This is a genomic window from Henriciella aquimarina, from assembly GCF_002088975.1.
GTDB lineage: Bacteria > Pseudomonadota > Alphaproteobacteria > Caulobacterales > Hyphomonadaceae > Henriciella > Henriciella aquimarina.
The window spans coordinates 48,857-69,353 of the sequence record NZ_NCST01000001.1; the positions used below are offsets into that span (position 1 = coordinate 48,857).

Consider the following 20,497-nt stretch of genomic DNA (forward strand, 5'->3'; position numbering starts at 1 on the left):
CGAATTTGCAGGTTTATTTTGGCCGATTGCCCTGAAAGCAGGCGGGTTTGCATCCATTCCGTCAGGCCGGGGCCCGCCGAGACGGGACTTGCCCGGCTTGACTTCGCCGCCGCCCCGCCATATTCGCCGTTCGCAATGAACACGATGCTGCACCACCATCACCACCACGCGTGACGCGCCCGGCGAGGCGCGAACCGGTCCGGCTGCGCCTCTTCCAAGTGTTCATTCCTTCCCGTTGAACCGCCAGAGGCAGACAGGCTGACGGCCCGGTATCGCGTCTTGTCGACACGTCGCCTTCACACCCCTACCGGCTTCGTCTAAGGCGAAGCGCGAATGACGAGACAGGACGCAAGATGAGCAAGAAGAAACAGGACCCGGACGCGCCCAGATCGGGCAAGGATCTCGCCCGCAAGCCGCGCGGCTTCCCTGACCGGCGCGAAGGCCTCATCCATGCCCAGGCCGAGATGATCGACCGGGTCACCTCCGTCTATCGCCGCTGGGGCTTCGAGGCGCTCGATACCGGCGCGTTCGAATATGCCGACGCGCTGGGCAAGTTCCTGCCCGACGACGACCGCCCGAATGCCGGGGTCTTTTCCCTGATCGACGATGACGAGCAGTGGATCTCGCTGCGCTATGACCTGACGGCGCCGCTCGCCCGCTTTGCCGCCGAGAACTGGCAGACCCTGCCCAAGCCTTTCCGGCGCTATGCCGCCGGGCCGGTCTGGCGCAACGAGAAGCCGGGGCCGGGCCGTTTCCGGGAGTTCCTGCAATGCGATGCCGATACGGTCGGCGCCGCCGGCGCGCATGCCGATGCGGAGATGGTCGCCATGGCCGCCGAAGCGATGCGCGCGGCAGGCGCTGGCGATGGTGAGTTTGCGGTGCGTGTGAACACTCGCCGCCTGCTCAACGCAGTCCTCGATGGCGTCGGCGCGAATGGCGAGGCCGTGCGTCTCACCATATTGCGCGCGCTCGACAAGCTCGACCGGCTCGGCGAGGAGGGCGTGAAGCTGCTGCTCGGTCCAGGCCGCGAGGATGAGAGCGGCGACTTCACCAAGGGCGCCGGGCTCGATGCCGACGGGGTCGCCAAGGTGATGGCCTTCGCCCAGGCCGGCCGTCCGACGCGCGGCGAGACGCTGGAAGCCCTCGGCCAGGCCGTGGGGACGGGCGACGAAGCGAAAGCCGGGCTTGATGAACTCACCGCCATTGCGCGTGGGCTCGAAGCCTTCAACTGCCCGGACAGCGATGTCCTGTTCGACCCGTCCGTCGTACGCGGCCTTGAATATTATACCGGCCCGGTCTTCGAGGCAGAGCTGTTGCGCGAGACCGTCGACGAGGATGGCAATGTGGTCCGTATCGGTTCGGTCGGCGGCGGCGGGCGCTATGACGATCTCGTCGCGCGCTTCACCGGCGAGAAGGTGCCGGCGACCGGCTTCTCGGTCGGTATCTCGCGTCTGGCGACAGCGTTCGCGATCACCGGCAAGGTCGATCAGCTGAACGGTCCGGTCGTTGTGCTGAACCTCAACCGCGAGGACCCGAGCGAAGCCCTCAAGCTCGCCACAGAGTTGCGCGCCGCGGGCATTCGCGCCGAAGCCTATATGGGCAGCTCCGGCATGCGCCCGCAGATGAAATATGCCGACCGCCGGGGCGCGCCTGTCGCCGTCATGGTCGGCGAGGACGAGATCGCCAAGGGCGTCGTCACCATCAAGGATTTGAAGGAGGGCGCGAAACAGGCTGCCGCCATCAAGTCCAACGAGGAATACCGCGAAGCCCGCCCCGGCCAGTTCGAGGCCCCGCGCAGCGAGATGATCGCCCGCGTCCGCGAAATCGTGGAGGCGGCCGAATGAGCACTCCGGAAGACATCTTTTCGAAGCTTGGCGGTGAGGTGGTCGACCCGCCCATCGTCATGCCGGCAAACCAGCCGCTGGAGCTTTCCGGCGAGGCAGTGCGTGCGCGCCTTTGCGTCTTCATGGGCGAGAATGGTGAGGAATGCGCGCTTCGCCCGGACCTCACCCTGCCGGTCGCCATGGCGCAGGCCGAGGCCGGCGTGTCGTCGGAAACCATCAAGCGCTATGCCGCCCGTGCCTTCCGCCTGCCGGCGGTGGCCGGTGATCCGATGGAGTTCACGCAGGTTGGCTTCGAGCGCTATGGCGCGCCCTCGACGGCGGAGACCGATGCCGAAGCCTTCGCGCTGGTCTGCGAGGCCGCAGTCGCGGCTGGCGTGAGCGAGAGCGAGACCCGCATGGGCGACCTCGCCATCTTTCCGGCTTTCGTCGATGCGCTGAACCTTGCCCCCGGCCTTGCCGAAGCGCTGAAGCGCGCCTTCCGGCAGGTGGGCGGGGTGTCCGCGCTCCTGAAGGCGAAGCCCTCGCAGCCCGCCCATGGGCTGGCCGCCCGGCTGAAGGGCGCACGCCCGGAGGAGGCGCGGGCGATCGTCTCCGATATCTTCGCGCTCTCCGGCATCCAGCCGCAGGGTACGCGCACGCTCGATGAGATCGTGGAAGGCCTGCTCGCCCAGGCCGCCGATGCCGAACATGGCGGCGCGCCGGACCTTGCCCGCCAGACACTGGAAGCGGTGATGGCGGTCGATTGCGCGCCGGAACAGGCCGCCGATTCGCTCAACGCCATTGCGCGCCAGGCCGGGATCGATGGGGTCGACGGGGCGCTCGCTCGCCTCGATGAGCGGGTGACGAAGATGAAAACACTGGCCCCGGCCTTCCTGAAGGAAGCCCGGTTCGGCACGCCCTTCGGGCGGCGCTTCAACTATTATGATGGCTTCCTGTTCGAACTATTCCGGCCCGGTGAAACCGCCGGCCGCAAACCGTTCGGATCGGGCGGGCGCTATGACACGCTGCTGTCGAAACTCTCCGACGGAGCCGTGGACGCCACCGCGATCGGCGGCGTCGTGCGCCCAGACCGTCTGGCACAAGGAGGGGCATCATGAGCCGCCTGACCATCGCCATCCCGTCCAAGGGGCGGCTCAAGGACAATGCCGAGACCTGGTTCGCGAAAGCGGGCTTCACCCTGAAACAGGCCGGCGGCGAGCGCGGCTATACGGCGGTCCTGAAGGGCCTGCCTGAAGCCGAGGTGCTGCTGCTCTCGGCGCGCGAGATCGCGCAGGGGCTGATCGACGGTTCTTTCCATATCGGCGTGACGGGCGAGGACTTGCTCAACGATCTTTCGCCGAATCTCGCGCTCGATGCGTCCGTCATTCAGCGGCTCGGCTTCGGCGGGGCCGATGTGGTCGTCGCCGTCCCGGCCGCCTGGCTCGACGTGAACACGATGAGCGAGCTGGAGGCCGCCGGCGCCCAGTTCCGCCAGCGTCATGGCCGGCGCATGAAGGTGGCGACCAAATATCTGCGCTTGACGCGGAATTATTTCGCCCAGAAGTCGGTCGGCGAATACCGCCTGATCGAGAGCGCCGGGGCGACCGAAGCCGCGCCGAGCTCGGGGCAGGCGGAAGTTATCGTCGACATCACCTCCACCGGAGCGACGCTGAAGGCCAACGGTCTGAAGGTGCTCGATGACGGGGTGATTCTGAAAAGCCAGGCGGCACTCACCGGATCGCTGAAGGCGGCCTGGGACATGCAGGCGCTGGAGGCCCTTCAGAAGCTGCTCGCAGCCGTCGAGGCGGTCGATGCGGCCGGGGCGAGAAAAGTGCTCATGGCGGCCAAACCGATCCCGGATTCGCTTCTCGGGGGAAAAGGGATCGAGGTCATATCGGCAACATCTGTTCTCGCGCCTTCCTCAAGCGCGGGAGAATATGCCCGAAAAATCGCTGAATCGGGGGCAGGACCTGTCTCCATCACCAGTGCCGAGTTCATTTTTGACCAGGAAACGCCCAGCTTTGAGAATTTTGTTACCAATCTGAAATCGGGCGCTTGACATTATGACGGAAAATTGGCGTTATCAGTCCTGCAAGTTTCTGGGAGGAAACGCTGCAAGAACTCTTACAGGCGCGACCCGAGGGTCGCGCCAATTTTTTATCCGGTTCTGGCGATTTCTCCTGCCACAGGCACCGGTCATGCTCTTCACATTTTGAGATGGGGAATGCGCCGACAGGCGCAAGAGACCGGGCCCGGTTTTTCGGGTAAGGCCGTGCGCCGACGGGTAAGAGCGAAAAACAAAGAAAAGGCCCCTTTCGGGGCCTGGTGTGGTGGAGTTTCTCTGAAGAGTGGGAACCCGATCAGTGGCTCAGGGTCAGGGCGTCAGGGGTGTCACCGACCGGGTTCCTTGTTGTTATTGTTTTTCAATATAACTCTTATCGAATAACGTCAAGTCCATATCGAAAAACATTTATTAAACTTGCGTAAGCGATTGCATTCGCAACCAGTCACAGGGACATAGGGAGCCGGCGCCGGCCTTGCCAGTCGATATGTGTCATGTCGCCCATGCATAATTGCAGCAGAAACGATCAAAAGTGTGGCCCGATCCGACAAGCGCCTGCGCTCGGTCCGGGGCATCTGTGTTGACTTTGATTCTTCACCCCGCCATGCGGATGTCTTTACAACCCCTGACCACTTGGAGTCATGCATGTCAGATCCACGCGCCCATATCATGCCCGTCTACGCCCCGCCGTCGGAAGCGTTCGTACGCGGTGAGGGGGTGCGCCTCTACACTGAAGAGGACAAGGCGTATCTCGATTTCATCGCGGGCATCGCGGTGAGCTCGCTGGGCCACTCGCACCCGAAGCTCGTCTCTGCCCTTCAGGACCAGGCTGGAAAGCTCTGGCACCTGTCCAACATGTTCCGCGTCCCGGCCGGTGAGGAGCTGGCTGACAAGATCTGCGCGCGCACCTTTGCCGACCGGGTCTTCTTCACCAATTCCGGCACCGAGGCGGTCGAGTGCGCGCTCAAGGCGGCGCGCAAGTATCACTGGGCGAACGGCGATCCGGAGCGGATCGAGTTCGTGACCTTCACCGGCGCCTTCCATGGCCGTTCGCTCGGCGCGATCAATGCCGGCGGCAACCCGAAATACCTCGAAGGCTTCGGCCCGCCGATCGAAGGCTTCACCCAGATCGAATGGGGCGACAAGGAGGCCCTTGATGCGGCCGTCACCGACAAGACCGCGGCCGTCTTCATCGAGCCCGTCCAGGGCGAGGGCGGCGTGCGTGCCCTGCCGGAGGAAGAGCTGACCGCCCTGCGCAAGCTTTGCGACGAGCGCGGCGCGCTGCTCATCTATGATGAGATCCAGTGCGGCATGGGCCGGACCGGCAAGCTCTTCGCGCATGAATGGGTCGAGGGTGCCGAGCCGGACATCATGTGCCTGGCCAAGGGCATTGGCGGCGGCTTCCCGCTGGGCGCCTGCCTCGTTACCGAACAGATCGGCATCGTCATGCAGCCGGGCTCGCACGGCTCGACCTATGGCGGCAACCCGCTCGCCATGGCGGTCGGCAATGCCGTCTGGGACACGATTTCGGACGAGGCCTTCCTGGAAGAAGTCCGCCGTGTCAGCGGCACGCTCACCCAGGGCCTGAAGTCGCTCGCCGACAGCCATGCCGACAAGGTCGAAGGCGTCACGGGCAAGGGCCTGCTGACCGGCCTCAGGCTGAAGGCCGCGCCGAAGCCGGTGCAGAATGCCTGCCGCGACAAGGGCCTGCTCGTCGGCGTCGCCGGCAACAATGTCCTGCGTCTGGCCCCCCCGCTGATCATCAATGACGATGATGTGCGTGAGGCCGTGCGCGTCATGGACGAAGCGCTCTCGGAATGGGAGATGGAGGCTTAAACAGCCTCTGGACTTTCCGGTGGCCGCGGGGTGAAGCTCGCGGCCATGAGCGGGCGATTCTTCCGGCATGATGTGAGCTGGGCGGACTATCAGTCCGCCTTCTCCATCCTTCAGGCGCCGCCCGGCATCGCCCCGCCGGAAGCCGCCTACAATATTGCGCCCGGCCAGATCGTCCCGATTCTCAGGCACCTGCCGGACCGGCCGGGCCGTGCGCCCATCGGCGAGCTGGCGCCCGCCCTCTGGGGGCTCGTGCCCTCCTGGTGGAAGAAGCCGCTCAGCGAAAAGAATTTCGAGACCTTCAAGGCCCGCTGCGAAACAGTGGCCGAGAGCAACACCTTCCGCGGTGCCTTCCGCCACCACCGCTGCCTCGTCCCGGCGAGCGGCTTCTATGAATGGTCCGGGCCGAGGGGCAGGCGCCAGCCCTTTGCCGCCGGCCTGCGCAACCGGCGATGGTTCTGTTTTGCCGGGCTGTGGGACCGGGCGATGATCGACGGCTCCGAGATCGACACCTTCGCCATCCTCACCACGCGCCCGAATGACGTCATGGCCGGTATCAGCACCCGCATGCCGGTCATCCTGCGCCCGGAAGACTATGCGCGCTGGCTGGACGTGGAAGAGCGCAGGGTCAGTGACCTGTTCGCGCCTTTCCCGGCCGCCGACATGCATGCCTGGCCAGTTGGCCCCGACGTCGGCAATGTCCGCAACCAGGGCCCTGAGCTTGCGCAGGAGGTGTGAGCGGGCTCATGTAAAAAGCCGGCACCCTTGGGCGCCGGCTTTCCGTTTGTCCGATGCAGGGGCGGCTAGCCCTTCTTCTGCATGCCGAGGCGGCCGAGCTCGTTGCGGCCGACCACCATGTGGTGAACCTCGTCCGGGCCGTCGGCGAGACGCAGCGTGCGCTGGCTGGTGTACATGTCGGCCAGCGGCGTCCATTGCGACACGCCGGTGGCCCCATGGATCTGGATCGCGTCATCGATGATCTTGCAGACCCGCTCCGGCACCATGGCCTTCACCATGGAGATCCAGACACGCGCCTCGCGGTTGCCGAGCACGTCCATCGCCTTCGCGGCTTTCAGCACCATCAGCTTGCAGGCCTCGATCTCGATACGGGCGCGCGAGATCTTCTCAAGGTTGCCGCCCAGCTTGGCGAGCGGCTGGCCAAAGGCATCGCGTGAGGCGCCGCGCTGGACCATCAGGTCGAGGGCTTTCTCGGCCGCGCCGATGGAGCGCATGCAGTGGTGGATGCGGCCAGGGCCGAGACGCAGCTGCGAGATCTCGAAGCCGCGGCCGACGCCGAGCAGGATGTTTTCCTCGGGCACGCGCACATTATTGAAGCGGATATGCATGTGGCCGTGTGGGGCGTCGTCCTTGCCGAAGACTTCCATGCCTTCGAGGACTTCCACGCCGGGCGTATCCATCGGCACCAGGATCTGGCTTTGCTGCTGGTGGGACGGCCCGTCCGGATCGGTCTGCACCATGGTGATCATGACCTTGCAGCGCGGATCGCCGGCCCCCGAGATGTAGAACTTCTCGCCATTGATCACCCATTCACCCTTCTCGAGCCGGGCGACGGTGCGCACATTGCGCGCGTCAGAGCAGGCGGTTCCCGGCTCGGTCATGGCGAAGGCCGAGCGGATCTCGCCATTCAGGAGCGGCTCCAGCCATTGCTTCTTCTGGGCTTCGGTGCCGACGCGTTCGAGCACTTCCATATTGCCGGTGTCGGGGGCCGAGCAGTTCATGCACTCCGAGGCCAGCCGGTTCTTGCCGAGTTCGGCGGCGATATAGGCATAGTCGAGATTGGGCAGACCCTCGCCGGTTTCGGCATTCGGCAGGAAGAAGTTCCAGAGGCCCTGGTCTTTCGCCTTCTTCTTCACCCCGTCGAGCAGTTCGAGCTGGCCGGGCGCATAGGACCAGCGGTCGGCGCGGCCTTCGCCCAGCTCGTGGAATTTCTCGGTGATCGGGTCGATCTCTTCCTTGATGAACTTTCTCACGTGCTCATAGAGCGGCACGGACTTTTCCGACATGCGCAGATCGTTGAGATCGTCGCGCACATTCAATTGGTCGAGGCTTCCGGTATCCATGGTTTTCTTCTCCTCCCAGAGGAACTAGCGTGGGGATCTTCGGGCTGGGGCCGGCAATTGCCTGTCCGGCCGCAGCACATTATTGTTTCACTAGTGAAGAATATCCGTCCGACAGGCACAAGGCAAGGCAGGGCATGGTTGCAACCTCGAAAAATCCGCGACTCTATTCGCGACTCCAGATCGCGGCCCAGCAACTGCGCAAGGTCACTGACCGCCAGTTGGTCGAGGCGGCCGGGATCACGGCGCCGCAATATGGCGTGCTGGTGCGGGTGGCCGCGGCCGAGGAGCTCAACCAGACGAGCCTGGCGCGTGAGCTGCGCCTGAACGACTCTGCCATCACGGCCATGGTGAAGCGGCTGATCGGGCTTGGCATGCTGAAGAAGGCCCGCAGCAAGGCCGACAGCCGCGCCTGGGTGCTGACCCTGACGGCGGAAGGCGAACGTGCGATGGAGCGGGTGCACGGCACCGTCCTGTCGATCAACGAGAAGATCGATGCCGAATTCGGGCCCGGCAAGCTCGACGATTTCGTCGACAAGCTGAACCGCCTGATTGCCCTCTGCGACGAGGAACAGGCCGCAGACGCCGAGGCCTGACGGGCCGGAGGGCTAGAAGACCTTCAGGGTAAAGGCCGTCTGGACCAGACCGAACGCGGCCAGAAGAACGGACATGACAGTCCAGAACGTCATGTCGACATGCACGGCGAAAGTCGCCCGCTTGTTGATCTTTGCGGCATCGTCGGCGCTTAGGTCGAGCGTTTCCGGCGCGTTGCGGACCTGGTCGAGGAAGGTTTCCCAGCCCTTGATCTCTGCCTCTTTCAGGAAGTGGGCCTCGATGCCCTTGATGTAATGGGCATGGACAAACACCATGCTCGACAGGCGGGCCGTGATGGTCAGAAACAGCAGCGAGATCACGAGCGGGAACCATGCGCCCATGATCTGGTGGACGGGGTCTTCCGGCCCGGCGCTGCCGAAATACCAGGCCGCGTAGAAGCCGACACCAACAACGAAGATCTGCTGCAGGCGGCGAATGTCGCCGAAAATGTCGTAGATATTTCCGCGCAGGATGGCGTGCTCCTGCCTCAGGAAGTCGTCCTTCATCCGGTCTGTCCCCATCTGCCCGTGCGCAAGCTTAGGACAGTCTGTCACGCCCGCCAAGCTGGCGGGCCGGACTAGTCGCCGGTGTGTTCCTTCGCGCGCACTTCGCGTGAGAGCACACCATTCGTCTCGGCCCCGACGCAGATCGCGACCGCCGAGAGCCAGAGCCACATGAGCAGGGCGACTGCCGCGCCCAGCGAGCCGAAGGTCTGGTTATAGTCGGCGAAGTTGCCGAGATAGAAGGAAAAGCCGACAGAGGCGGCCAGCCAGATCGTCCCGGCGACCAGCGTGCCCGGCAGCACGGGCCGCCGCCGCGCCTGCGCATAAGCCACCCCGTGCGGACGGGCGATGCGGTAGAAAACATAGATGCCGCCGAGGAACAGGCTCAGCAGGCCGATCCAGCGGAGGATGCGCAGGAGGGCGTCGATAAAGGCGCCGAGCTGCAGGGCCTCGATGATCGGCGGCACCGCCCCGATGGCGGCGAGCGACAGCAGCGCGAAGATGATGCCCCCGGCGGTAAAGCCGAGCGCGATGAGGTTCTGCTGGATGAAGCCGCGCTTGTCGTGGCGGTCATAGGTGACGGCGACGGCGATGAGCAGCGCATTGGCCGCGCGCGAGGCCGACCACAGCGCCAGTAGCAGCGAGAACAGCGCGCCCCAGGAAAGGCCGGCCGTCTGGCTGTCGGCGATGCGCACCATCTGGTCGGAGATCAGCCTGTAGGCCGAATCCGGCACGACTGAATTCAGGAGGCCGAGATAGGTGCGCAGCTCGGTCTCGGTGGTGAAGACGCCCCAGACCATCAGCGCGCAGGCAATCGCCGGGAAGATGGAGAGAAAGGCGTAGAAGGCGACGCCGCCCGCGACCAGCGCGACATCGTCCTCGCCGGCCTTGCCGGCGATGCGCATCGTGGTTCGCATGACGGGCGCACCGACGTGTCGCCAGGCAGGGGTATTGCGGAGTGTTGCGATCGGGCCGGGCCATTCCATGGCAGCTAAACGGACGAGCCGTCAGCGATGTTCCGGCGGCCGGGCCCTTGACCTCGCCAGCCGGAAGACCAGCATGGAGACAAGACCAAACAGACTTCGGAGAGGCCGGACCCATGAGAGACGTCAAACACTGGCTTGCGCTTGTTCTTATCGCCATTTTCATCATCTTCGCGATCCAGAACATGGCCCAGATACACGTCAACTTTCTCGGCTTCGAGTTCGCGACAAGCCGGATCGTTCTGATGGTGATCTGCGTCCTGATCGGCTTCGGCATCGGCAAGATGGTTCGCTTCCGGCGCCACTGAGCGCAGGCTGCGCCGGCCATTGGACTTCGCCCGGGGGCGGGCGCATAGTCCGGGCCAAGGGGAGGGCGCTGCCGGCTTTGAGGGAGGTCAGGCTGCCACGTCTTTTGAAACGGATCGCCGGGTGCACCGTGCTCGCGCTTTTCTGCACCCTCATCACTGCACCGTCATTACTGCACCCTCCAGGCCCTGGTTTTCCGGTCAGATATGCGCATGCCGATACCGCCGCAGAGCCGAGCCTCATCCAGCAGGATGTCGAGGCCGCCTGCGACCTCGTCGAAAGTCATTACGCCTATTACGAGACCCGCGCCGTGATCTGGCCGGCCGCCTGCGACATGGCCCGCGCGGAGGCCAAGGCTGTGCGCGACGAGGCTCAGCCCGACCATCTCGCCATCCTCGAACGCCTGCTCGACCAGCTCTATGACGACCACGTCTCGCTTGGCAGCAACACGGCCAGCTCGCCGCGCCTGGTACCCTCAGGCAGCGACTATCACCTCACCTTCGTCTCCGGTGTGGCGGTCGTCACCGCCGTCCGGCGCGGCTCTGGCGCGGCCCGGGCCGGGCTTGCGGTGGGCGATATCGTGACCGCGCTGAATGGCGAACCGGTGCTCGTCGCCGCCACCCGCCGCATCCGTGCCGCCCCCAACCTTGTCAGCCGGACGCGCCTCGACTGGGCGGTCAATGCGCAGGCGGCCGGCTATCGCGACACCCGGCGCCATCTCACCATCCGGCGGGGGCAGGAGAGGATCGCGCTTGCGCTGGATGCGCCGGCCCCGCCCAAGGCGCCGTCCCCGGTGACCGCTCACAGGATGGACGATAATCTCGGCTATATCCGCTTCGAGGATTCTCTTGGCGAGGCAGAGACCGTCAAGGCGTTCGATGCCGCGCTGGAGCGTCTGCGCGGGGTCGATGGCTGGATCATCGATCTCCGCAACACGCCGGGCGGCGGCAATACGGATGTCGCCGAGCCGGTGCTGGCGCGCTTCATCCGCGGCGTGAAGGCCTATCAGCGCATCGGCCCGCGCTGGGAGGGCGAGAAGGTCCGCCGTGTCGCTTCGCGCGGGCCCTGGCGGATCAGGAAGCCGGTCGCGGTGCTCGCCGGACGCTGGACCGGTAGCATGGGCGAGGGCATGGCGGTCGGCTTTGACGGGCTGAAGCGGGCGCGCGTCTTCGGCGCGCCCATGGCCGGGCTCGCGGGCGGTGTCGAAGGCTATGACCTGCCGAGCGGGCTCACGCTGCGCCTGCCGGCCTACAACCTCCTGCACCTCGACGGCACCGACCGGGACGACTGGCGCCCGCCCTATGCGGTCCTGGCCGACAATGGCGACGGGCCGGACCTCGCGCTCGAGGCCGCGAAGGACTGGCTGGAACGGCGTTAGCGGCGTGGGGCGCCCGGATCGTAGGCGAGGAACGATTTTGTCGGCCTGCCTTCCTTATCGCGGCCGACTATACCCACCCATGTCCTCACCGTGTAGCATACATCGATAAAGCATATGGCCATCGCCGCTACAGCGCTCCAGAAAGCGGAGATGTAGAACGGCATGCCACTCAGCGCTGAAAGAACGATCAGCGAGCTTGCGAAAATTACGCCCGCAAAAATCGGAATTCGCAATTCCATAGGCAGGACAAGCAGGGGGCTGAACGAACTGGCAAAGGAGGCCGGAAGAAAAATCATCCCAGCCAGTAACAGGCTGGCCTCGGGGCTCTGCCAGAGGACAGCGATGATGAAGGTCGGCACCAGAATGATCCCCGCCATCCAGGCGAAGGTACGAGCCTCAAGCCTGAACAGCCGTGTGCCGCCGTCGGATCGCTCTGCCACCTAGCTCTCCGAGGTGTCCGGGCTGTCGGCCTTGTCCTCTGCCTTCGCCTGCAATTCCTGCATGCGCACGAAGAATTCGCCGGCATTGCGGAAATTGAGGTCGCGCTGCGGGAAGGGGATCTCGATCTCGTACTTGTAGAGCGCAGTGTGCAGCTCCCAGTAATAGTCGGCTTTCACCCGGCCCGGTTTCTTGACGGCGTCATCGCTCAGCCAGACCACCAGTTCGAAGTCGAGGCTGGAATCGCCAAAGCCGACGAACCAGACCTGCGGCTCCTGGCCGGGCACGCCCTTAAAGGTCCATTCCACCGCATCGGCGGCTTCAAGGCCGGCCTTGCGGACAAGCTCCTTGTCGGTGCCATAGGCCACGCCGAACTCGATATGCATGCGCCGGCGGGCATCGCGCAGCGTCCAGTTGATGACCTGCGCCTTGATGAACTCCTCGTTCGGCACGAGGATGTCGACATTGTCGTTTGTGGTCACGAGGGTGGAGCGGATATTGATCTCCTTCACCAGCCCCGTCACGCCGGACTGGAGCTCGATGAAATCGCCGACCTTCACCGAGCGCTCGAACAGGATGATCACGCCGGATATGAAGTTCGAGAAGATCGACTGAAGCCCGAAACCGATGCCGACGCCGAGGGCGCCGCCGAAGACGGCGAGCGTGGTCAGGTCGACGCCCAGCGTCGAGATCGCGATCAGGATCGCCACCACCATGAAGCTGACTTTCAGGACCTGGCCGAGCAGGCCGGCCATGGAGGGGTTCAGCGTCTTGTTGGATTTGAGCTGCGATTGCGCGGCGTCGCCCGCCACCCGGCCGATCCAGAGCGCGATGACTGCGATCATGATGCTCGTGATGACGCGCAGCAGCGTGATCTTCACCCCGGCCACCGAGAAGGCTGCGGCGTTCAGCCCGTCCATCACCGGCTCGAGCAGGTGGAGGATGTAGAGTGCGGCGATGACCCAGGCGAGCACGGCGATGGCAGTCTGCCAGAAGCCGTCCTTCATGTTGGCGGTGACGAAGCGCACCACGATCCAGGCATTCAACAGGCTTGCCGCGATCCGCAGGCCCTCATTGGGCAAGGCCATGGCATTGAAGACCGCCGTGGCGACCCACAGGAAGATTACGGTGAAGACCGGCCAGACGATCTTGGCAATCGACAGGGCGAGCCGCTTCAGGATGTCGTCATGCGCGCGGCTCTCGGCATATTTGTGCAGCCGGGCTGCCGGGTAGCGCGCGCACAGCCAGCCAAGCGCGGCCGCAGCCAGGATGGCCAGCACCTGCCAGAGCGAGCCCAGGGAAATGAAGTTCTCCTGGACGTCGCTATAGGTCTCGATGGCCTGGTCTTTCAGCGCCGCCCAGTCGAGGTGGCTTTGCAGGACGTCTTCGCCGCTGGTGCCGTCTCCCTCCGGACCGTCGGGGGCAGGCGCCCCTGACGGATCCTCCTGCTGGCGGGCGATGAAGGTGATCCAGTTTGCTAGAGCCATTTAAGTTTCCTGAAGATCCAGAATTGTACGCCCATCAGGACGACCAGCATGCCGACGGTGATCCAGAAGGCGGAGCCGGAATGCAGGCCGGGCATGCCGCCGACATTGATGCCGAGCAGGCCGGTCACGAAGCTGAGCGGCAGGAAGATCGCCGCGACGATGGAGAGCATGTACATCGTCTGGTTCATGCGTGCGGCGGTGCGGTTGTTGAGGTCATCCTGCAGTACGATGGCGCTTTCCTTCGACACGTCGAGATCGTCGAGATAGCGCCGCAGGCGTTCGCCGGTCTCGCGGATGTCGGCCAGATTCTCCTCCGACAGCCAGCCGGGCGGGTGTTTCTGGATCAGGAGAAGCGCTTCATGCTGGGGCGACATATACCGTTGCAGCGCCAGGCAGTTGCGGCGGATATCGGCGATCCTGCTCAGCATCTCGTCGGTGTCGCGCTCATCCTCGTCCTCGGCTTCCATCGCGTCGATATGATCGTTCATGTCGACAATGGCGCGATTCATCTTCGCGACCATCTGTTCGAGAAGCGCGGTGAAAAGATCCCCCACCGTGCAGGGGCCGTTGCCGGCGAGCAGTTCGGCGTGCACGTCGCGCGGGGTCTGCAGGCGGCGCCGGCGCAGCGTGATCAGCCGCGTGCCGTCGCACCAGATCTGCATGGCGATCATGTCTTCCAGTTCGGCGCCGGGATTGAAGTTGATGCCGCGCAGCACAGTGACCAGGTGGTCGCTTTCGCGGAAGGCGCGCGGGCGCGTCTCGTTCGACAGGAGCAGGTCGGCCGTGGCTTCGTTGAGGTCGAGGGAATCTTCCAGCCAGTCGTCGAGCCCGGGATAGACCCGGTCGAGATGCAGCCACAACGTTTCGTCCGGCTGGTCTGGCGTCCAGGCCTGACTTTCCTGCCAGCTTCGGGGCGAACATCCGCCCTTGCCATCCAGCACGCAGCCAAACAGCAGCGGGCCGTCTGCCGGCGCATCGGCTGCGCTGGCGGAAGAAGGGGGCGCGCGATCGGTCATCCCCGGTCAATCTACCCTGCAATGGAGGCGAGGCAAGCGAAGGCCGTTCAGGCCCGGGCCAGTTGCAGGGCCGCCTCCAGCTTGTCGGTCAGCGTCTCACCCCGATAGGGCTTGCTGAGGATCGGCACATTGGGAAACCTGGCGGCGAGCGCGGAGCCGTCGCCATACCCCGTCGCAAAGACGAAGGGGACCCCGCGTTCGACAAGGGCGTCGGCGACCGGCTCGCTGGTCTCCTTGCCAAGATTTACGTCCAGCAGGGCAATGGTGAAGTCCTGCTCCCTGATGGCCTCCAGGGCCTGTTCGACGCTGGCGCAGATACTGACACTGCTCGCGCCGGCCTCCATGACGAGCCCTTCGGCATTCATGGCGATGATCATATTGTCCTCGAGCACCAGGACCGGCCCGGAGAGGAGCCCGTCTGTCCGGCTGGCTTTCGGGTGCCGAGCGGCTTCTGGCGAGTCTTCTTCCACCTCGATGAAGCTCTGGACGAAGGCGTTCGGCACCGTGAAGTCGGCTTCGAGACCGGTCAGCTGGAAGCGGACATCCGCGCTGCCGCCGAGTTCGTAGGGGATGGACTTCTCGATAATGGTGGAGCCGAAGCCCTGCCTCGCCGGGGCCTGCACGGGCGGGCCGCCGCGTTCGCGCCAGGTCAGGGAGACCCCGCCATTCGGCGTCTGGTCGATGGTGACCTCGATCTTGCCGCTGGAGTCGCTGAGCGCGCCATACTTCGCGGAGTTGGTCGCCAGTTCGTGCATGACGAGGGCGAGTGTGCTGAAGGCGGCAGGCTCGAGCAGGGCATCGCCGCCCTGAATGATGGCCCGGTTCGACTTCGGCCCGAAATAGGCGTCGAGTTCGGTGAAGATAAGCGCCCTCAGCGAAGAGGGCGCCCAGTTCTTCTCGGTGATCTGGTCATGCGCCCGCGCCAAGGCCTGGATGCGACCGGAGACGACCTTGGCATAGTCCGACACCGAGCGGGCATCCTGCGTGCTTTGGGCCACGACCCCGGAGATCAGGTTGAGGATGTTGCGAACCCGGTGATTGAGTTCGGCAATCAGCAGCTCCTGACGCTCATTGGCGCGGATGCGTTCCTGGCTGACGGTTTCGGACATGCGCAGGACGACTTCGAGCAAGGTGACGCGCAGCTGCTCGGCCGCGCTGACCTCGGTGTCCGTCCAGGGCGCGCTCTGGCCGTGTACGGTTTCCTGCCAGGCCTCGAAACTCTTGCGCGGTGTCAGCCGCGCGCCATTCGGCCCGAGCGTCGCCGGCTTTTCCGGATTACCGGCCCAATTGACCTTCTTCGTGATCTCCTGACGGAAGAGCACGATATAGTCACGCGGCACGCGTGAGACCGGCAGGGCCAGAAGGCCGGCCGCGCGGTCGACATAGGCTTTGGCCGGCGGATGGACCTCGCCCAGTTTTTCGGTGGCATAGACCCGGCTGCCGGCGGTCGTGTTGAGGAAGCGGACAATCTCCATGAACGCCGCGGCGTCGGGCGTGGTGCCGCTGGAGAGGAACTCGCCATCGACCCAGGCGGCGACGCCATCGTTCGGGATGACCGAGCTCAGCGCATCGGTGATTGCCGGAAAGTGATCCTTGATCGACTGGCCGCCGGCCAGCTGGCTCATGAGCTGGTCGTGCAGGCGCTGGGTCCGCTCCTGCTGTTCATGGACGACATCGTTGCTGAGCTGGTCGAGCACGAAGCTGAACATCTGCGCAAAGAGATCGGCGGCCGAGCGGACATCATAGGAGAGCACACGCGGGGAATAGTGGTGGCAGGCAAACAGGCCCCAGAGCTTGCCCCGGCGCAGGATCGAGACCGACATGGAGGCTTCGACGCCCATGTTCTGGAGGTATTCGATGTGGATGGGCGACACGGCCCGCAGGCCGCTCATCGAGAGGTCGAGCAGGTCGCCTTCCGGGCCGCGCGCCGGAATGATGGGGGAGACCTCTCCATTCACATCGCTGATGATGCGCAACAGGTTGCGGCGGTAGAGTTCGCGCGCTTGTTGGGGGATGTCGGTCGCGGGATAGCGCAAGCCCTTGAAGGAATCGATGTTCGGGCTGACGGATTCGGCGATGACTTCGCCGGACTGGTCTTCGGCGAAACGGTAGACCATGACGCGGTCGAAGCCGGTCAGCGCCTTCAGCTGGCGCGCCGCGAGCTGGCAGAGCTGATCAATCGACCGGGCCTTGCGGAGGCGGTCGATCATCGGGCGCACGAGCGATGTATAGTCGGTGCGGTGGGAGGCTTCGTGCGGTTCGAGCTCGATGACGATATTGCGCCCGGAGATGTGGACCCCGGCATTGAACGCCTGCTCGTCGGCTTCGCGCAGCTGTAGGCCGAAAAGGCGTTCGACGGCGTCCTCGCTGTCGAGCTGCTGCACCCGGCCACGCAGCTCGTGCAGGGCGGCTTCGGAGAAATAGTCACGGATCGGATTGCCGATCATCTCCTCGGCGTCCAGGCCCAGGAAGTCGGTTACATTCCGCGAGACATAGCAGACAATCCAGTCGGCATTGACCGCGATTAGGCAGCCGAATTGCTGGACATGACCGAGCAGATGAATGGGCTCGCGGTCACAGTTCGTCAGGTCAATCTTCGTGTCGGGCGAGACCGTATTGTCTGTCATGCAGCTCGTACTTCCTTTCAATCTCGGCGCAGGCGTCCCCAAACCAGGTAAAAGCCTTTTGCGCCGCCATGATGATGTCTGTTTCTTCGTCCGCGGATCCGCGCCAGTCTTCCAGGGCTGTGCGAACATCCCGCCACAAGACCTTTCCGGCCTCGCAGGCGAGATATTGCGTCGCCTGCCGCACGTCCGGAGCTGTCGAGCCTTGCACTCTGGCGAGCAGCACGTTAGCGCCAAGCCGGGAGCCCGCGACAACATAGATCAGGCCGAGCGGATGAATGTCAGCTGACGGGGCGCGGGAGCTCTGCGCGGGGATGCGGTCGATCCCGAGGGTAGCTAGGTCGGCCTCGATTGCGCCCAACAGGTCTTGGAATCCCTGACGGGCCCGCTGTCTGGAGGCGGGCAGGGCCTGCAGGCAGACGGAGAGGGCAAGCGCATGGGCCTGGAGCAGGACGGCGAGCCCTTCGCGCGTGCGGATGTCGTGGCGGTCATAAACGCCCTCGACCCAGTCATGCATGGGCCGGGTGTCCTGGCGAAGCCGCCTGCGGAGATTGCCCTTGCGAGAGTCGAGGTCTTCTGTTTCGGCCACGTCGGGCATCGGGTCTTCCTGGTTGGTCCTCGACCCGGGCGGGCGCATAAGTCGAGCATCGTCTTCATGACTGTACCAATGGATAGACGCATTTGTTCCTTCGAAGGCCTGATATTGGCAGCTCTCTTTGCAGACGGGCCATTTTCCATTATGGCGCGCCCTTTGGTTTCCCTTGAGGGGAACGGGAGGAGAGCGACATGGCGATCCGGCACTTTCTCGATCTCTGGCAGCTTGAGGCCAGCGAGCTACGCGCCATTCTGGACGATGCGCACGCAATGAAGGCGGTGCGCCGGGGCTGGCCGAAAGGCCGCGTCGACGACGGCGCGCCGCTGGACGGGCATGTCCTGGCCATGATCTTCGAGAAGTCCTCGACGCGCACACGCACCAGTTTCGATGTCGGTATCCGTCAGTTGGGCGGGTCGTCCATCGTGATGAATTCTGGCGACATGCAGCTTGGGCGTGGCGAGAGCATCGGCGATACCGCCCGCGTCCTCTCGCGCTATGTCGACCTGGTCATGATCCGCGCCAACGATCATGGCGATGTCGAGGACTTTGCCGAATCCGCCGGCGTGCCGGTGATCAACGGACTGACCGACCGCTCTCATCCCTGCCAGATCATGGCGGACCTGATGACTCTGGAAGAGCACGGCGTGGACTTGCGCGGGGCCCGGCTGGCCTGGGTCGGCGATGGCAACAATGTCTGCTCGAGCTTCATTCATGCCAGTGCGAAGTTCGGTTTCACCCTCGCTGTGGGCACGCCCGAGCGCTACGCCCCGGAAGAGGACGATGTCGAGCTTGCGCGTGAGATGCAGGGCCGGATCGAGCTTTATGATACCGCCGAGGATGCCGTGGCCGGGGCCGACGTCGTCATTGCCGACACCTTCGTCTCCATGGGCGATACCGATGCCGATGAGCGTCTCGACCTGCTGGAGCCCTTTGCCGTCACTGAGGAGTTGATGGATCTCGCCCAGCCCGGCGCGAAATTCCTGCACTGCCTGCCTGCTCACCGTGGCGAGGAAGTCGACAGCGAAGTAATCGACGGGCCGAGCTCGCTGGTCTTCGACGAAGCCGAGAACCGGCTGCACGCCCAGAAGGCGATCATGCGCTGGTGTCTCGACAAGTGAATAGGGTTGCTTGTTGTTAGACAATCATAAATAATTGTCTTATAAGAGACAGTTGATTGTGGTTGTCAAAAGGCGCACTCTTGCCCGAATCGCATCCGGAAACGCCCATTTATGCCGTCCTGACGGGCGACCTCGTCGCGTCCAGCGATATGACGGCCGCTCGTCTGGAGCAGGTTCGCAATACACTGAAAACTGCCGCCGAAATTTTCAGTAACAGTTTTCCTCGGCCCGTCGAAATACGCCTCGACATGTACCGGGGTGATGCCTGGCAGGTGCTGCTGAACGATTCCGGGCTGGCGCTTCGCCTCAGCCTGTACCTGCGCGCCCGACTGCGTGCCGGGCTGGAGGCCGACACGCGGGTCTCCATCGGGCTCGGCCTCTGCGACACCATAGACCCGGCGAAGGTCTCGCTCTCGACCGGCGAGGCGTTCACCCTGTCGGGCCGCGCCCTCGATCATATGACGGGCTATTTCGACATGACCGCCGCTGTGCCGGAGCGGGCAGGCGCGCTCTGCCAGTGGCTGCCGGCGAGCTTGCACCTGGTCAGCGAGATCGTGCGCGCCTGGACCCGCCGTCAGGCGGAGATTGCCAGCGAAGCCCTGTTGCGCCCGGAGGCGACGCATGAGGACATCGCGCAGCTTCTCGATCCGCCGGTCAGCAAGCAGTCGGTGACGGCATCGCTCAGCGGGGCGGGCTGGCGCGCGCTGCAGGAGCCGCTGAAAGCCTTCGAAGACACCGACTGGCGCGCTCTGCTGGCGCCGGCTCACCGTGAGACAAGAAACCGCTAAGGTCTGTCTGGCATCAGACACGCTGAAAGATTTGCCGAAAGGACGGGACTGAATGGCCGAAACATTTGTCGCCCTGCTTTGTGCGCATCTTCTGGCCGATTTCCCGCTGCAGCCCGATCGGCTGATCCGGCACAAGCACAGGCCGGCTGTTCTGCTCGGCCACGCCCTGATCGTGCTGGTGGCCGCCATTGTGCTGCTGGGCGGCGTGCCGCTTCTGCCGCTCGCCATCCTGCTTGCCACCCATGCCGCGATGGACGCGGTAAAGGTCTATCTCTTGCCGGACCGGCTCTGGTCCTTCCTGCTGGACCAGGGCGTGCACCTTGTCGTGATCCTTGCGCTCGCCGTGGCCTGGCCGGGGCTGGTCAGGCAGGGCTGGTGGGATGAACTGCCGTCGGTCTGGTATCAGGTCTACCTCTCCGGCCTGGCGCTGACGAGCGGCATCATAGCCAGCCTATGGACGGGCGCCGTCCTGATCCGCAAGGCCACGGCCGGCCTGATGGAGACCGGGGACGCGCATATCGAGGGCCTGCCCAATGGCGGCTTCGTGATCGGCTGTCTTGAGCGCGCGCTGGTCATGCTGCTCATCTTCATCGGCCAGCCCTCCGGCGTCGGCTTCCTGATCGCGGCAAAATCCATCCTGCGTTTTGGCGACGTGACCAATCCGACAGAGCGCAAGATGACCGAATACATCATCATCGGCACCTTCATGAGTTTCGGCTGGGGCCTGCTCATTGCGGTGCTGACACTGGCCGGTGTGCGGGCCTGGTGGCCGCACGCGCTGCCGGTGCCTTGACGTCGGGGCCGCCATGACAGCTTTCGGGCCTCGTGATACCTCTGGGTAACGGAGAAGAGGCGGCATCGAAGCCGCCCG

Annotated in this window: 19 protein-coding genes; 11 read left to right on the top strand and 8 right to left on the bottom strand. The window is 64.5% G+C overall.

The features are described 5' to 3' along the window. Nucleotides 1-353 precede the first annotated feature (353 nt). From hisS to B8784_RS00305, 5 genes are all read left to right on the top strand, one after another. On the top strand, nucleotides 354-1,844 hold the full coding sequence (hisS, locus tag B8784_RS00285; RefSeq protein ID WP_084395626.1) for a histidine--tRNA ligase: 1,491 nt from the start codon (nucleotides 354-356) through the stop codon (nucleotides 1,842-1,844). After that, a complete protein-coding gene (locus tag B8784_RS00290; protein WP_084395627.1) occupies nucleotides 1,841-2,941 on the top strand; it encodes an ATP phosphoribosyltransferase regulatory subunit in 1,101 nt (366 codons plus the stop codon). The genes hisS and B8784_RS00290 overlap by 4 nt, the downstream gene beginning before the upstream one ends. Next, entirely contained in the window at nucleotides 2,938-3,882 is a 945-nt protein-coding gene (gene hisG, locus B8784_RS00295) for an ATP phosphoribosyltransferase (RefSeq protein ID WP_084395628.1), read from the top strand. The genes B8784_RS00290 and hisG overlap by 4 nt, the downstream gene beginning before the upstream one ends. A gap of 648 nt (nucleotides 3,883-4,530) precedes the next feature. Next, nucleotides 4,531-5,721, top strand: coding sequence for an aspartate aminotransferase family protein (locus B8784_RS00300; RefSeq protein ID WP_084395629.1), 1,191 nt, complete (start codon nucleotides 4,531-4,533; stop codon nucleotides 5,719-5,721). A 45-nt stretch (nucleotides 5,722-5,766) separates the two neighbouring features. Next, entirely contained in the window at nucleotides 5,767-6,456 is a 690-nt protein-coding gene (locus B8784_RS00305; protein ID WP_084395630.1) for an SOS response-associated peptidase, read from the top strand. Nucleotides 6,457-6,521: 65 nt separating this feature from the next. Here the strand turns inward: B8784_RS00305 and B8784_RS00310 are convergent, their stop codons facing one another. After that, a complete protein-coding gene (locus B8784_RS00310) occupies nucleotides 6,522-7,799 on the bottom strand; it encodes an acyl-CoA dehydrogenase family protein (RefSeq protein WP_084395631.1) in 1,278 nt (425 codons plus the stop codon). 134 nt (nucleotides 7,800-7,933) lie between these two features. Here B8784_RS00310 and B8784_RS00315 point away from each other — a divergent pair, with 134 nt between their 5' ends. Continuing rightward, the gene (locus tag B8784_RS00315; RefSeq protein ID WP_084395632.1) at nucleotides 7,934-8,392 is read left to right on the top strand and encodes a MarR family winged helix-turn-helix transcriptional regulator; all 459 of its coding nucleotides are present in this window, start codon (nucleotides 7,934-7,936) and stop codon (nucleotides 8,390-8,392) included. A 12-nt stretch (nucleotides 8,393-8,404) separates the two neighbouring features. Here B8784_RS00315 and B8784_RS00320 read toward each other — a convergent pair whose 3' ends face one another. After that, nucleotides 8,405-8,896 carry a hypothetical protein gene (locus B8784_RS00320; RefSeq protein ID WP_084395633.1) on the bottom strand — a complete coding sequence of 164 codons (492 nt, stop codon included), beginning with the start codon at nucleotides 8,894-8,896 and terminating at the stop codon, nucleotides 8,405-8,407. Nucleotides 8,897-8,967: 71 nt separating this feature from the next. Next, nucleotides 8,968-9,810: a YihY/virulence factor BrkB family protein gene (locus tag B8784_RS00325; protein ID WP_158085526.1), complete on the bottom strand. Its 843-nt coding sequence runs from the start codon at nucleotides 9,808-9,810 to the stop codon at nucleotides 8,968-8,970. 182 nt (nucleotides 9,811-9,992) lie between these two features. On the opposite strand from B8784_RS00325, the gene B8784_RS21470 reads away from it, so the two are divergent. Next, nucleotides 9,993-10,184 (top strand): DUF1049 domain-containing protein, encoded by a 192-nt coding sequence (locus tag B8784_RS21470; protein ID WP_158085527.1) that lies wholly within the window; start codon nucleotides 9,993-9,995, stop codon nucleotides 10,182-10,184. Nucleotides 10,185-10,288: 104 nt separating this feature from the next. Continuing rightward, nucleotides 10,289-11,560, top strand: coding sequence for a S41 family peptidase (locus B8784_RS00330; RefSeq protein ID WP_158085528.1), 1,272 nt, complete (start codon nucleotides 10,289-10,291; stop codon nucleotides 11,558-11,560). Here B8784_RS00330 and B8784_RS00335 read toward each other — a convergent pair. From B8784_RS00335 to B8784_RS00355, 5 genes are read right to left on the bottom strand one after another with little or no spacing between them, the layout of a single operon-like run. After that, nucleotides 11,557-12,000, bottom strand: coding sequence for a hypothetical protein (locus tag B8784_RS00335; RefSeq protein WP_084395635.1), 444 nt, complete (start codon nucleotides 11,998-12,000; stop codon nucleotides 11,557-11,559). The genes B8784_RS00330 and B8784_RS00335 overlap by 4 nt on opposite strands. Next, nucleotides 12,001-13,485 carry a mechanosensitive ion channel family protein gene (locus B8784_RS00340; protein WP_084395636.1) on the bottom strand — a complete coding sequence of 495 codons (1,485 nt, stop codon included), beginning with the start codon at nucleotides 13,483-13,485 and terminating at the stop codon, nucleotides 12,001-12,003. Continuing rightward, nucleotides 13,476-14,501 (bottom strand): zinc transporter ZntB, encoded by a 1,026-nt coding sequence (locus tag B8784_RS00345; protein WP_084395637.1) that lies wholly within the window; start codon nucleotides 14,499-14,501, stop codon nucleotides 13,476-13,478. The genes B8784_RS00340 and B8784_RS00345 overlap by 10 nt, the downstream gene beginning before the upstream one ends. Before the next feature lie 47 nt (nucleotides 14,502-14,548). Continuing rightward, nucleotides 14,549-17,128, bottom strand: coding sequence for an HWE histidine kinase domain-containing protein (locus tag B8784_RS00350; protein WP_084395638.1), 2,580 nt, complete (start codon nucleotides 17,126-17,128; stop codon nucleotides 14,549-14,551). Beyond that, complete coding sequence (locus B8784_RS00355) at nucleotides 17,091-17,723, bottom strand: biliverdin-producing heme oxygenase (protein ID WP_143435219.1); 633 nt, start codon at nucleotides 17,721-17,723, stop codon at nucleotides 17,091-17,093. Before B8784_RS00355 ends, B8784_RS00350 begins: the two co-directional genes overlap by 38 nt. A 188-nt stretch (nucleotides 17,724-17,911) precedes the next feature. Here B8784_RS00355 and argF point away from each other — a divergent pair, with 188 nt between their 5' ends. The 3 genes from argF (at nucleotide 17,912) to B8784_RS00370 (ending at nucleotide 20,419) form a co-directional block, all read left to right on the top strand. Further along, a complete protein-coding gene (argF, locus tag B8784_RS00360; protein ID WP_084395640.1) occupies nucleotides 17,912-18,838 on the top strand; it encodes an ornithine carbamoyltransferase in 927 nt (308 codons plus the stop codon). An 80-nt stretch (nucleotides 18,839-18,918) separates the two neighbouring features. Then, a complete protein-coding gene (locus B8784_RS00365) occupies nucleotides 18,919-19,626 on the top strand; it encodes a hypothetical protein (RefSeq protein WP_084395641.1) in 708 nt (235 codons plus the stop codon). 52 nt (nucleotides 19,627-19,678) lie between these two features. Next, nucleotides 19,679-20,419 (top strand): DUF3307 domain-containing protein, encoded by a 741-nt coding sequence (locus B8784_RS00370; RefSeq protein WP_084395642.1) that lies wholly within the window; start codon nucleotides 19,679-19,681, stop codon nucleotides 20,417-20,419. Nucleotides 20,420-20,497 lie beyond the last annotated feature (78 nt).